This window comes from Clostridium rhizosphaerae, from assembly GCF_016765585.1.
GTDB lineage: Bacteria > Bacillota > Clostridia > Clostridiales > Clostridiaceae > Clostridium_AT > Clostridium_AT rhizosphaerae.
Genome location: NZ_JAESWC010000004.1, coordinates 354,687 through 369,081, shown reverse-complemented (window position 1 = coordinate 369,081; position 14,395 = coordinate 354,687). Strand labels below are relative to the sequence as shown.

The window sequence follows — 14,395 nt, the reverse complement described above, 5'->3', positions numbered from 1 at the left end:
GACTGATGAAAATGAAAATAGATATTATAATATCAGCAGATGATATTAAACCCCAAAAAGTTCAGGACAAAACTGTACTAGTTATTGATATGCTTAGAGCAACTTCTGTAATTACTACAGCAGCAGCAAATGGCTGCAAAGAAGTTATACCCTTACTTACTATCGAAGAAGCTATGGAACTTGTTCGAGAAAACAGAGAGCAATACATACTAGGTGGGGAAAGAAAGGCCTTGAAAATCGAAGGCTTTGATTGTTCTAATTCTCCGCTTGAATACAGCAGTGAAGTTGTAAGAGACAAAACTATAGTACTTACTACTACTAATGGCACTAGAGCCATAAAAGGCAGCGAAGGAGCAAGTGATATTTTGATAGGTGCCATGATAAATGCTGAAGCTGCAGCTAGAAGAATTAATCAGCTAAATAAAGATGTTGTCATAGTGAATGCAGGAACCTATAATGAATTTTCAATAGATGATTTTATTTGCAGCGGCTATATCATTGACTGTTTAATAAATATGACTCATGTAGAGCTTATGGATATATCAAAAACTGCACACTATATTTATAAAAATAATGAAGACATATTTAGTTTTATTAAACTTGCCAGTCATTATAAAAGAATTAAAGAGCTTGGACTTGATGAAGACTTAAAATACTGCTGTCAAAAGAGCATAATAGATATTGTTCCGGAATACAAAAACGGAAAAATAGAACTATATAACTAGCTAGTTATATAGTTCTATTTTATATGCCTAATAAATTTTAACATTAGCTGCTTGAGGACCTTTTCTTCCTTCAACTAGTTCAAATTGAACTTCATTACCGGCCTCAAGCTGTCTATCCATTTTTACAGCTGTATGATGAACAAAAATATCTTCTCCGCCATCTTGTGCTATAAAACCAAATCCTTTTTCAGGATCAAACCATTTAACTACACCAGTTTCCAATTAAATACCTTCTTTCTTAGTTCAATATTATTTCAAAATTATTATGCTGCAAAACTAATATAAGAATACATATTTTTTAAAGGTCTAATTTTGCAACACCGAGAGCATAATTATGCCAAAGGGCATCTTTAATCATATCCATTTGACCTTCGCTGCACTCTATAATGAGTACTACTTCAGTAGATTTCATAGCTTTTAGTTTATTTGAATATTTTTTTGTTGTATATAACTTAATAATGAGTCCTATAGTAAACCCAATAAGCATAGCTATTAATCCCCAAAGCAGAGGACCTAAGGCTAAAGAAAAGCCATAAATAGCACCAAATATCATAAATAATGTTCCTAATATCATTGGTAGATCAAATAAGCTCAATCCATCAGAATAATGAATAGAGTCAAAAAGCTTTCTTTGATCATCTCTTTTGTCCATAGGAACAGCAAGAATATTTTTCTTTGAAATACCCTTTGATTCAATATAAGTGATTGCTAGCTCCAAGTAATTAGAATATTCAAAGGTAGAAATAATGTACAAGGTAACCACTCCCTATATATATTATTAAAATTTCTATTATATTTTTCAAACTTTTTTTGGCAGCTTAAAAAAATTATTTTGGTATTCTCTTTTTAAGAATTTTGATTGTTCCCAGTCGAATAAGTTATTAAATTCTACACAATTAATATAGGCATCATAAATAGAAAACATATAAATAGAAGGAATGTTTAAGAACCAGTGAACATCCACAACCTTTTTAGCACTAAGAAAATCGCCTAGCAGTGTGTAGTGAATACAAGGAAGAAGCTTTGAAAAATAAACTGTAGCTATCCACCAGGCAAGTATAAAAAAAGCGCCTACGAGTCTGTGGAGATAAAGCTGACCTGTGCCAGGTGCTAGAGCAGACCAGGCAGCAGCAACCCAAGGAGTTCTCTTATCAATATAATTAAAGCCCATTGCATTAAATTTCATTGGATATATTACGGCATCTTCTCTAGTAGAAAGTCTGTATAGGTTGTTTATGGTTACAGCTGATCTAAAGCTGTCCCATATTGCAAACATATAGGTTGGAAGATATAGAAGTACCCATTCCTTATTTATTACATTTTTAGCAATCTCAAATTGCCCAGTGAAGGAATATAAAATGGCTAGATTAATATTAGATTTGTAATTAATAAAAACTTCCCATAAAAACAATAATATACCTCTAATATGCTTGTTTATAAGCATGTGACCAAAACCGGGAAACATAATTGACCAAAATGCAACTACGAAAGGATTTCTGTAATGCAGTTGTATTATGCCCAGCGCATTAACATAAGCTCTAGGACGTCTTGCTTGCGAATTGTCAAAGCTGGAATTACTCATAATAAAACTCCTTAATTAACAGGATAATTAACTCAGTAACTAGGATATCCTAGTTACTATTTTAAATACATTGCATTAAATAAAAATCTCCAAGTCCGTCCGTGAACTTGGAGATAATAAATATTTATTTAAATATAAGAACAAGTAAATAAAAGAATATAAGAATATGTAAGCTTTTCAAGGATCGTGGAATTTTATATAACCTGGAAAATTATAAATTTTAAGTAATAGGATTCATCAGAATTCCAAAGTATTGGATGATCTGGAGCCTGAGTTCTGAATTCTACCTGCCTTAGTGTTCTTTTGGCATCTTTAGCCGCATCAGCTATAGTCTGTCTAAATAAGTCTTCCTTCATAAAGTGAGAGCAGGAACAGGTAATAAAGAAACCGCCGGACTTAACCATTTTTAATCCCCTTAGATTTATATCCTTATAGCCTCTGGTTGCACCTTTAACACTCTCGCGTGATTTTGTAAATGCAGGAGGATCAAGTATGACAACATCAAATTTCCTTCCTGCCTTAGACCATTCTGTTAGCACATCGAAAGCATTATGACACTCAAATTTAACAGTATTAGAAAGTCCATTAAGCTCAGCATTTCTTGTTGCAAAATCTACAGCATGCTGAGAAATATCTATACCAAGTACGCTTCTTGCTCCTGCTATTCCTGCATTTAAAGCAAAGGAGCCGGTGTGGGTAAAGCAGTCTAAAACCTCTGCATCCTTACAGATTTTTTGTATGGCAGCTCTATTTTCCTTCTGATCTAAGAAGAAGCCTGTCTTTTGGCCATTTTCAATATCTACGTAATATTTCACACCATTTTCAACTATTTGAACCATTGTATCAAAAGGCTCGGTGAGGAAGCCTTTAGTTTGCTCCATGCCTTCAAGCTCACGGACTGATGCATCGCTTCTTTCGTAGACCCCTTTAGCGCCATATTCTTCAACAAGTATTTTAACTATAATATCTTTATATTTATCAATGCCTAAGGCTAAAGATTGAATTACATAGTAGTCTTCAAATTTATCTATTGTAAGCCCTGGTAGAAAATCAGCTTCTCCAAAAACAAATCTGCAGCTAGAAGTATCTATAACTTTTTTTCTATATTCCCAAGCATCACTTAATCTTCTCTTAAAGAAGTCTTCATCAATTTCTTCGTTTATATCTCTAGTTAAAATTCTTATAGCAATTTTAGAAACATCGTTTATGTAGCCCTTTCCTAAAAAATCACGTCTGAAATTATAAACTTCAACTATATCACCATTTGTATACTCACCATCATACTCTTCAATCTCATCAGTAAATATCCAAGGATGACCGCTTTCAACTTTTCTTCCTTTATTTTTATGTAAATAAAACTTACAAGCCACTATAAACACTCCTTATATTTAATGAAGAATAAATTTTCATTCTTCATTATTAATTCTTAATTCTTAATTTCTTTTAGTAGTATACCACAATTAGGCAATATGTAGTATAAACCTATGAATTAATTTGTGTATTTAATCAATTGTAAAGACTTTTAAAAGAGAATAATATATATTTAAAATGCAGTAAATTTATACGAAAAGGAGTTATAATATGAAAAAGTATACGATTGAAACACATCCTCAGGCAAACGAATGCGCAATTGTAAGAGGAGATAAATATCGTTTTACTGTTCTTACCTCAAGAATGATTCGATTAGAGTATGACGAAGAGGGAAAATTTGAAGACAGCGCTACTCAAAGTATTATTAACAGAAATTTTTCAGTTCCCGAGTATAGGGTTATTGATGAAGCTGATCATTTAGAAATTATCACAGAGAATGTTCATTTAATTTGCTATAAAGGTAAAGGAAAGTTTTCTAAAAATAATTTAAGTATTCAAGTTAAAAGTATGTTAACGGGACATGGTGCGACTTGGCATTATGGAGAAAATACAAATGACTTAAGAGGAACGGCAAGAACACTTGATGGTGTTAATGGAACTACAGAGCTTGAGAGGGGCCTTATTTCAAAGTATGGTTTTTCAATTATTGACGACAGTAAATCCCTTTTGATTACTGAAGATGGATGGGTTGAACCACGCAAAGAAAATATCATCGATATTTATTTTTTAGGCTATGGAAGAGAATATTTAGATTGCTTAAAGGATTTTTATCACCTATGCGGAAGTACGCCTATGATACCTAGATTTGCTCTTGGAAACTGGTGGAGCCGTTATTATAGATACACAGAGACTGAATATAAGGAACTTATGGAGAGATTTGAAAAAGAGCATATGCCATTTTCTGTTGCTGTAATTGATATGGATTGGCATCTTGTTGATATTCCTGCTAAGTACGGAAGCGGATGGACCGGTTATACCTGGAACCGGGAGCTTTTCCCTGATCCTAAAGGTTTTATGGAATGGCTTCATAATAAAGGCATGAAAGTAACCTTGAATGTGCATCCTGCCGACGGAGTTAGAGCATACGAAGAAATGTATGTAGATATGGCAAAAGAGCTTGGAGTTGATTATGAAAAGGAGCAGAGAATAAATTTTGATATTGCAGATCCGGAGTTTCTTGATGCGTACTTTAAATATCTTCATCATCCAAATGAAGAAGATGGAGTTGATTTTTGGTGGATTGATTGGCAGCAAGGGGGAACTACTAAAATAACTGGTTTAGATCCATTATGGATGCTTAATCATTATCACTTTCTAGACAGTATGAGAAATGGAAAGCAGGGGTTAACATTTTCAAGATATGCGGGTATTGCAAGTCATCGCTATCCGGTTGGATTTTCAGGGGATACCTTTATCACTTGGGAGTCTTTAGATTTTCAGCCTTATTTCACTGCTAATGCTTCTAATGTAGGTTATGGATGGTGGAGTCATGACATTGGCGGACATATGCTTGGGTATAAAGATGATGAGTTAGCTGTTCGATGGCTGCAATTTGGTGTGTTTTCGCCAATCAATCGTCTTCATAGTTCTTCCAGCCCCTTTAATAGCAAGGAACCATGGCGTTATAATTTAATAGCTGAAAAAGTTATGAAGGAATATTTACGTCTGCGTCATAAGTTTGTTCCTTATTTATATACTATGAACTATTTGAATCACAAAGAGGGTCTGCCGCTTATGCAGCCTATGTATTATCATACACCCTGGGAAGAAGCAGCCTACAAAGTAAAGAATCAGTATTATTATGGTACTGAACTAATTGTATGTCCTATTACAACAAAAATTAACAACAGCATAAATCAAGGACATGTAACAGCATGGCTTCCAAAGGGACTTTGGTTTGATTTCTTTACAGGAAGAGTATACGAAGGAGAAAGAAACATTAATCTTTATAGAGGAATTGAGCAGATTCCTGTTCTTGCGAAGTCAGGAGGCATTGTGCCATTAGCAGGAGATTCGGAAATAAGCAATTTTACTAACAATCCAAATGAATTGGAAGTACATATATTTGCAGGAACAGATGGAAGCTTTGTTATGTATGAGGACGAAGGAAAGAGTAGTGTAAAGACACAGATGGCTCTTGAGTGGAATAAGGAAAGTGAGGCTGTATTTCATATTACAAAGCCTGAGGGAGATATTGAAATACTTCCGGAGCAACGAGTATATAAGTTAGTATTTGTTGGATTCAAAGCTGCTGATGTACCAGAAGTATTCTGCAATGATGAAAAAATTAGAGCAGATATCCTTATAGAGCAAGAAAAAAATGTAATAATTATAAGTCTGCCTGCTGTTGATATTAGCACAGAAGTCAAAGTGATATTTAAGGAGGCTTCAATAAGGGAAAATTATTATGAACAAGAGATATTTGATTTTTTAAATAAGGCGCAGATTTCTTTCATAATAAAAGAACAAATCTATTCAGCAGTAAGAAAATTTAAGAATTCACCCAAATTAATGAGCGAGCTTCAAGCGTTAAACTTGGAAACTGAGTTGCTGGAAGCAGTTAGTGAGATTCTTTGGGCGTATTCTGAGTAATATTATTTTTTAAGAAAGCTGCAATGACTTATTGAGTATGTTTTATTAAACACGGAAAATATGGATAACGCAAAAGACGCGGAAGAGTATTTTTAATGTGTACTAACTTCCGTGTCCTTCGCGATTTCTTTCTTTTTCAGTGTTAATTTTTTCGTTTTAAATGATGGTCTTTTTATGATTCGTATATTTAAATATAAACCTATTAAAATATATAAATATTTACTGCGATCATGCTGGTTTGCAGTGGATTTGCTTTCTGTAATATTAAAGAACATGTTTATATAAACATTATTATTAAACAGCTCCTAAATAATTTAAGAATATATAATAAATACAATAGCAACATTCTTTTATTTACCACAGCTTATTATATAAATTTCCTTTGACATAGGGGTACTGCATATTTTAAACTATACTATGTGCAATAAATTGGACTACTTAGTTTCAATTAGTTAATCATTGTTTGAGCAAGCAAAAGTCCTGATGCTTTTACAGGTTTTTGTGAAGCTCAAATAGGAGATTTACTTTGAAATCTATATATATAAAAGGGGAGAAATTAATGAGTATACTAACCGTTAAAAATATGAGTCATGGCTTTGGAGATAGAGCAATACTTGAAGATGTATCCTTCAGACTTTTAAAGGGGGAACATGTTGGATTTATAGGTGCAAATGGTGAAGGTAAATCAACCTTTATGAATATAATTACAGGAAAGCTTATGCCGGATGATGGAGTAATAGAATGGTCAAACAAGGTTAGAGTTGGCTATATGGACCAGCATGTTGTGCTTCAAGCAGGCCTTACTATAAGAGATGTATTAAAAGGGGCTTTTCAATATTTGTTTGATGCAGAGGCAGAAATGAATGAGCTTTATGGGAAAATGGGAGATGTTACTCCAGAAGAACTTGAAAAAATGCTTGAAAGAACTGCAGTAATTCAAGATATGCTAGACCATAATGGTTTTTATGTTATAGATGCTAAAATTGAAGAAACTGCCAAAGGTCTTGGACTTTTAGATGTGGGACTAGATAAAGATGTTAAAGAGCTAAGCGGAGGTCAGAGAACAAAAGTTTTACTTGCTAAACTTTTACTTGAAACTCCAGATATATTGCTTTTGGACGAGCCTACAAACTACTTGGATGAAGCTCATATTGAGTGGCTTAAGAGATTTTTAAATGCTTACGAAAATGCATTTATATTAATATCTCATGATATTCCATTTTTAAATTCAGTAATTAACCTTATATATCATGTGGAAAATAGGAAGCTTACAAGGTATGTTGGAAATTATGAAGAATTTGAAAGAATATATGAAGCTAAAAAGAAACAATTAGAGCAAGCCTATGAAAGACAGCAACAAGAAATCGCAAAGCTTGAAGACTTTGTTGCTAGAAATAAAGCTAATGTTGCTACGGCGAACATGGCTAAGTCAAGACAAAAGAAGCTTGATAAAATAGATAGAATTGAGCTTTCAGCTGAGAAACCAAAACCAACCTTTAATTTTAAGACATCTAGAGCTTCAGGTAAGGTTATATTTGAAACTAAGGATTTAGTTATAGGTTATGATAGCCCGCTTACAAAGCCTCTTAATCTTTATATGGAAAGAGGACAGAAAATTGCCTTAGTAGGTTCTAATGGATTAGGAAAGACAACACTTCTTAAGAGCTTAATGGGTCAAATAAAGCCAATAAGCGGAGAAGTTCAGCTTGGAGATTATCAGTATATAGGATACTTTGAGCAGGAAGGCAGAGAAGGAAACACAAATACTTGTATTGAAGAGTTTTGGAAGGAGTTTCCCGGCTACACTCAATATGAAGTTCGTGCTGCTCTTGCAAAATGCGGACTTACTACTAAGCATATTGAGAGTATGGTAATGGTTTTATCAGGGGGAGAGGCTGCCAAGGTTAGACTTGCAAAGCTTATAAATAATGAAACTAATATATTGATTCTTGACGAGCCTACTAACCATCTTGATGTAGATGCAAAGGATGAATTAAAGAGATCACTAAAAGAGTATAAGGGAACTATATTATTAGTTTGCCACGAACCAGAGTTTTATAGGGATGTTGTGACTGAAGTTTGGAACTGTGAGGATTGGACTACAAAAATCGTATGATAGTTCCATATTGAAAAGTTAGACTAAACTAAATGAATTGTTTTTTGCATTTAACTCGTAAATATTAAGCAGCAGTAATATTAATAAGTATTATTGCTGTTTTTTTGCTTTTAGGCATAATATGAAGGATAAATTTTGAAGTATTAATAAAAGGTGCCATTTTACTATTTACAAAATAAAGGGAAATGCTATAATAATAAGTGCACATATTATATGCACGCTTATTATTATAATGGAAAGGTTGAGATTTTATATGAACATAAATGAATCTTTTGGATACATTATTAATTCAACAGCTAGAAATATAAAAAAGCAATTAGAAACAAAAATTAAAATATATGATATAACCACATCACAGTGGGCTGTTCTAAAAGTGTTGTCAGAAGAAGATAACTTAACACAAGCGGAGGTAGCTGAAAAATTAGAAGCGGACAGGGCCACAACAGGGGCTGTAATTGATAAACTTATTAATAAAAAGTTGGTTTATAGAAATCAATGCGAAAATGATAGGAGAGCAAATATAGTGTGCATATCAGATTATGGACAAGATTTAGCAGAAAAAATTAGTTATGAAGCAGTTAAATGCAATTGTAGAGCTTTGGTGGAGTTTAATGATGATGAAATAGAACAGTTATTTGATTACTTACAGCGAATTAATAATAATTTAAAAAAGGAGGGGGAGTAATGTCATGGAAATTAGAAATATATAGAGCAATTTTTGTTGCATTCGGAATGTTTGAGATTATCTCCAATTTAATATTTTTGAGTTTAAAGAACGGAATGAATTTGGCTCGTAAGCAACATCAGGAAATACCAAAAGAGGTTACAAAAAAACAATTAAAAACAAAGGTTATGCTTATGTTCATTTTGGGATTGTTATTTTTTCTAATAGGGATTGCTTCATTTATTTTACGTAATGTAAATGAAACATATTTTTTATTAGCTCTAATTTTATTTGCTACGTATGCAGTAGGAGAAGCATTATATTATAAGTATTGGAAAACCCTTGGATTTTCAGCTGTGAGTATTTTATTTCTTTTAGGATTTTTGCTTTAGCCCAAGAAATATACATTTTTTCTATACATCCTATGTACTCTTTGTTGGACAACTAAGATAGTGTAAATAGCTCAGGTTATAAATAGATGTATGATGATATAGATGATAGCATAAAGATAGCAGTAATATTAATAAATATTACTGCTATCTTATATTTTTTATTAAATTTGTATTTAGATATTATTGAAATAATCAATAGGTGTATAATGAAATATATTTATAAGTATTTTAAATCAATATTGACTCTAACCCAAGGTTAGGAATTAGAATAATCTTGAAAGGGGAGAAATTCTTGAAAATTAGTGAGTTTGCTAAAAGAGCAGGAGTAACTGTTAAAACATTACTTCATTATGATAAAATCGGCTTGTTACAACCGTCTACGAAGACAGAAACAGGGTATAGGGTTTATAGTGATATGGACTTTATTAAGCTACAGCAAATTACTACATTAAAATTTGTTGGATTATCACTTGAAGAAATAAAAAAGCTTTTAAATGAAAAGGGTCGAGATATAGAAAGTGTAATTGATATTCAAACAAGAGCATTAGAAGAAAAAAAGAAAAATATTGAAATAGTTATTACTGCCCTAAATAAAGCCCAGAAAAAAATACAAAGCAATAATTTTCTGGATGTTCAGCAATTTATTGATATTATAAGGATAACGAATATGGAAACAAGTGCAAAGCAAAGATTTAATAATGCAAGTAAACAATATGTTACTGATAGCTATTATTGGAGGGCTAAAACTGCAGAGCTAATAAATGAATTAGTTAATCCAAATGTGAATGATGTTGTACTGGATTTAGGGTGCGGTACAGGTAAACAACTTATACAACTATCGCAAAAAGTAAGATTAGCAATTGGGGTAGATATTAGTGAAGGGATGGTTATACAGGCGAAAGAGAGTGCAAAAAGTGTAGGTATGGATAATACTGAATTTTATATAGGAACATTTGAACAGCCAAGTTTAAATGTAGATTTAAAAGCAAGGCATGTAACAAAAATCATATCAAACTACGCTTTACATCATTTAACTACAGAGTTTAAAAAGAGGGCAATAAAGGAAATGATTGCTCTAGGCGGAGAAAGCTTAAAAAGTATTATAATAGGTGATTTAATATTTTTTGAAAATCCAGATGATTATAAAGAAGAATTTGCTTTAATTGGATATGGACCTAAAGTAGATTTTCCTTCAAGTATTGAAGAACTAACGGATTGTTTCCAGAGCTTTAATTTTACTGTAGAAGTACATAAGTTACATCCTCTTGTGGGCGTTATAGTAGCTAATGCAAAAATAAATTATGACAAGAAATAAATAGAGCGTGGGTTAAAATGAAATGCACACATCTTATGTACTCTTTATTGGACGACGAAAATTTGTTAAAGTAAGGATAAAAGGTCCTTGAAGTTTTTACTTCAAGGACTTTTTTAACTAAGTTTAATGATAATATATTTGTAACTAACTGCATAATCTTTCAACTTAATTATCATAAAGATGCTATCATTTCTATATAAATGTAGTAGTTGATTTTAAACATTTCATAATACTATGCATAACCCTGCAGTTTTCTAGGATAACTATTTGAAAGTTAACATTGAATTAATACATCTTTGGGTGTGTTAAATATAAAAAGGGGGAAATGTAATGAACAAAAAGAAACTACTATCAACAATTGTTTCTCTTCTTATGGTTGCTTCTGTAGCCATACCCGGTCAATTTACAAAAGTTAAAGCTGCGGAAAAAGATCAATGGAATACAGCTAGATACGGGGACACTATTGATGTTGACTCTCGAATTAGAACTATGGAAAAGGATCCTGTACTTAGGGCAAAGATGGATAAGGAAATAATGAAAGCTACAGAAAGTATAGACTTTAATACAGTTTCAGCTCAAAGTGTGGCAGATAATGAAGGGAACTTTACTTATAACGGTGGAACAAAGAAGTTTGTAGCCTATGATAACCAAAATGGAAACTACTATAAAGAATTTACATTAAGAAGCATTGGTCAAAAGGTTGAAGTATGGGTTGCTAATGACCTTAAGTTTTTGCCAGGTGATTCTAGACCTGTGCCAGTTATAACCCAAGAACAAGTTGACAAGCTAAGAGACGAGTTTGATAAAAATATTTATCAAAAGGATACAGAGTTCTTTGGAGTACCAAACTCTAGAACAGGCCAGAATCCTGCTCTTAAAGTACCAGCTGGTTACTATGCTCCTGCTGACGGAATAGAAAGAGTTATAATGCTTGTTGATAATTGCAGAGACGAAAACTATTATGATCCAAGTTACCCATTTTATGTTGCTGGTTTCTTCTCACCAACGTTTGCTAGATATTTTGATAGGAATGTAATAAATATTGATACAAATAGGTGGGATGCGAGAATACCGAATAATAGTATTTACGGAACTGTAGCTCATGAATTCCAGCATCTTATTCACAGTGATAACGATCCTGATGAGGAAAGCTGGATAAATGAAGGAATGGCTGACTTTGCACAATATTTATGTGGTTATGGTCATGACTGGGGACATGTTAATTTCTTCCTAGACCACCCAGAAAATTCATTAGTTTCATGGGATGAACAGTATAATGCCCCTACTGGACCAGAAACTCTAGCTGACTACGGGCAAGCATATTTATTCCAATTGTATCTAAATGACCATTTTGGAAAAAACTTCATTCAAGCTTTAGCTAAAGAAAAGACCCAAGGAATAAATAGTGTTAACAAGGTTCTAGCTCAGTTTAATACTGGTATTGATTTTACCGAATTGTTTAGAAGATTTAGCGCTGCTTTATCTGTGGACAGCAAGAATCCTGGCAATGGAATATATAATTTTAGCAGTATAGATGTGAAAGTAAACTATAAGTCAGCACAAACCTTCCAAAAGGATGGAGTTCCTGCTTGGGGAGTGGACTACTTAAAGCTTGAGAATACAAAAAATATTAAAGATATAATATTTAATGGTGTTAGTTTCGTTACAAATTCCAATCCTTGGAAGGTTGTGCCTGATACAAGAAATTCAGCAAACAATGTATTATGGGGAAATAATGCGGATAAAAATGATAACAAGCTGGTATTTTGGGCTGATTTGACTAATGTTCAAAAGGCAACTTTAAAATTTGACAATTATTATTATATCGAAAAAGGCTGGGACTATGGATTTGTTCAAGTTTCAGATGATGGCGGAAAGACATGGAAGAGTCTTGCTAACAATAATACAAAGACCTATTTAGACCCAGGTGCAAAGAGTAGCATTGGAGCAAATGTTCCTGGATTTACAGGTACTAACGAAGCGTGGACAAATGAAGTCTTTGATCTTTCTGCATATGCAGGAAAGAAGATATTAGTAAACTTCAGATACATGACTGACGACGCCTATACAGATCCAGGTTGGTATGTTGATAATATTTCTATACCTGAAATTAACTACACTAATACCTGTGATGATATGAGCAAGTTTGAAAATTTGGATAAGATTCTTGGAAACTATGTTGACTATTCAGTTACCTTTATTAATGAAAAATATACAAATAAGGGAACAGAACCACAGCATTATCAAGTTAAAACATTGGACTTAGTAAATATGACAGCAGCTGATGAAATGGAGATTCAAAAGTTCTTAAGCAGCGGTAATAACTATATGTTGGTTTGGTACGCTGCAAAACCAGGAACAACTGGTGTGGTAGATTATAGCTACGAGCTGGTGCTTAAAGATAAATTAAACAAGAAAAAGTAAGAATATATACACATCCTATGCAGTTTTTGCTGGACGACTAAAATTGTTTAATAAATACCTAAATAAAATTGAAACAGCAGTAATACTAAAACGTATTATTGCTGTTTTTTTGTTCCAATAAGCTTTTAGTATCATGGCAATTATCCTACCAGCAGCAATTTTTCAATATGTTACAACAGTTATAGCATAATAATTGTTTTGTGCACCTTACCGCTTCAATATTGCAGCTTACTATAACTGCTATTGCAGACCAGTTATTCCCAATATATACTGTAAATATAAAGATAAAGAGGTGGTCAAGATGAAAGTTATAATAGAAAAGATACCGCCTGGGAGCGAGCCTGAAATAATAGTAAGAAGCAATGAACTGGACGATTCGTTAATGCAGCTCATTTATTCCTTTCAATCGCCCTCTAAAAAGCTCATTGGAGTTTCAGATTTACGAATGCACATTTTAAATCCTAAAGATGTTTTCTATTTTGAATCAGTTGATAATAAAGTGTTTATCTACTGTAAGGATAAGGTTTATGAGTCCAGGCTAAAGCTTTATGAGATTGAGGCGGAATATGAGAACTTAGGCTTTTTTAGAGCTTCAAAATCCACAATTGTGAACCTTGCAAAGATAGGGTCTGTAAAGGTAGTTTTTTATGGGAAATTTGAAGCATTGCTTAAAAATGGCGAGAAGGTTTTAATTTCAAGACAATACGTTCCTGTACTAAAAAATAAATTAGGATTATAAGGAGGAGAAATTATGAAAATAAGTAAGTACCTTGGGTATATTTTAAAAGACTTTTTTACAGCCTTTGGAGGTTTAATATTCCTTGTTCTAATGTACCTTAGAATCTACTCAGTAGAAACAATTAGTGACTCGTTACTCTTTCAAATGATATTGTTCGCCGCAGCTTTTACACTTTTTAGGTATGCCCTAATAAATAAGTTCGAGCTTACGAAAAAGGCTCAAATGATTAGTTTTTTTGTTTGCTCTACACTAGCAGATATAATGATACTAATATGGCTATTCTTCTTTAGCCCTGGTAAAATTCATGATCTAAGCCTTATTTTGATTTATTTTATTGTAATTATTTGTGTAAAGGGAGGAGTCTATGCAATGATGTATATAGATGGTAAAGCACAGGAAAAACAGCTCAATGAAAAATTGAGGGAGTATAATAGTTCCAAGTAATATATTTTTATCTAAAAGGGTAGATTAACTA

13 protein-coding genes are annotated in these 14,395 nt (G+C 32.7%); 9 read left to right on the top strand and 4 right to left on the bottom strand.

Translation table 11 applies throughout. The features are described 5' to 3' along the window. The first annotated feature begins 11 nt into the window (after positions 1 to 11). Positions 12 to 725: a 2-phosphosulfolactate phosphatase family protein gene (locus JK636_RS11770; protein ID WP_202749192.1), complete on the top strand. Its 714-nt coding sequence runs from the start codon at positions 12 to 14 to the stop codon at positions 723 to 725. 27 nt (positions 726 to 752) lie between these two features. On the opposite strand, the gene JK636_RS11765 is transcribed toward JK636_RS11770, so the two are convergent. From JK636_RS11765 to JK636_RS11755, 4 genes are all read right to left on the bottom strand, one after another. Further along, positions 753 to 947: a cold-shock protein gene (locus JK636_RS11765; protein WP_202749191.1), complete on the bottom strand. Its 195-nt coding sequence runs from the start codon at positions 945 to 947 to the stop codon at positions 753 to 755. Between the two features lie 76 nt (positions 948 to 1,023). After that, positions 1,024 to 1,479: a hypothetical protein gene (locus tag JK636_RS23645; protein WP_243428206.1), complete on the bottom strand. Its 456-nt coding sequence runs from the start codon at positions 1,477 to 1,479 to the stop codon at positions 1,024 to 1,026. Between the two features lie 45 nt (positions 1,480 to 1,524). Then, on the bottom strand, positions 1,525 to 2,307 hold the full coding sequence (locus JK636_RS23640) for a hypothetical protein (protein WP_243428205.1): 783 nt from the start codon (positions 2,305 to 2,307) through the stop codon (positions 1,525 to 1,527). Positions 2,308 to 2,501: 194 nt separating this feature from the next. Continuing rightward, entirely contained in the window at positions 2,502 to 3,677 is a 1,176-nt protein-coding gene (locus JK636_RS11755; RefSeq protein WP_202749190.1) for a class I SAM-dependent methyltransferase, read from the bottom strand. 211 nt (positions 3,678 to 3,888) lie between these two features. On the opposite strand from JK636_RS11755, the gene JK636_RS11750 reads away from it, so the two are divergent. The 8 genes from JK636_RS11750 to JK636_RS11715 all read left to right on the top strand — a co-directional run bounded on the left by JK636_RS11750 (position 3,889) and on the right by JK636_RS11715 (position 14,364). Beyond that, entirely contained in the window at positions 3,889 to 6,270 is a 2,382-nt protein-coding gene (locus JK636_RS11750) for a glycoside hydrolase family 31 protein (RefSeq protein WP_202749189.1), read from the top strand. Positions 6,271 to 6,829: 559 nt separating this feature from the next. After that, complete coding sequence (locus JK636_RS11745; RefSeq protein WP_202749188.1) at positions 6,830 to 8,386, top strand: ABC-F family ATP-binding cassette domain-containing protein; 1,557 nt, start codon at positions 6,830 to 6,832, stop codon at positions 8,384 to 8,386. 253 nt (positions 8,387 to 8,639) lie between these two features. Further along, positions 8,640 to 9,071 (top strand): MarR family winged helix-turn-helix transcriptional regulator, encoded by a 432-nt coding sequence (locus tag JK636_RS11740; protein WP_202749187.1) that lies wholly within the window; start codon positions 8,640 to 8,642, stop codon positions 9,069 to 9,071. Continuing rightward, the gene (locus tag JK636_RS11735) at positions 9,071 to 9,442 is read left to right on the top strand and encodes a hypothetical protein (protein ID WP_202749186.1); all 372 of its coding nucleotides are present in this window, start codon (positions 9,071 to 9,073) and stop codon (positions 9,440 to 9,442) included. Before JK636_RS11740 ends, JK636_RS11735 begins: the two co-directional genes overlap by 1 nt. 292 nt (positions 9,443 to 9,734) lie before the next feature. Beyond that, positions 9,735 to 10,757 carry a MerR family transcriptional regulator gene (locus tag JK636_RS11730; protein ID WP_202749185.1) on the top strand — a complete coding sequence of 341 codons (1,023 nt, stop codon included), beginning with the start codon at positions 9,735 to 9,737 and terminating at the stop codon, positions 10,755 to 10,757. Positions 10,758 to 11,087: 330 nt separating this feature from the next. Then, a complete protein-coding gene (locus JK636_RS11725; RefSeq protein WP_202749184.1) occupies positions 11,088 to 13,181 on the top strand; it encodes a M6 family metallopeptidase in 2,094 nt (697 codons plus the stop codon). Positions 13,182 to 13,482: 301 nt separating this feature from the next. Then, a complete protein-coding gene (locus JK636_RS11720) occupies positions 13,483 to 13,920 on the top strand; it encodes a LytTR family DNA-binding domain-containing protein (RefSeq protein ID WP_202749183.1) in 438 nt (145 codons plus the stop codon). Positions 13,921 to 13,932: 12 nt separating this feature from the next. Next, on the top strand, positions 13,933 to 14,364 hold the full coding sequence (locus JK636_RS11715; RefSeq protein ID WP_202749182.1) for a DUF3021 domain-containing protein: 432 nt from the start codon (positions 13,933 to 13,935) through the stop codon (positions 14,362 to 14,364). The last annotated feature ends 31 nt before the right edge of the window (positions 14,365 to 14,395 follow it).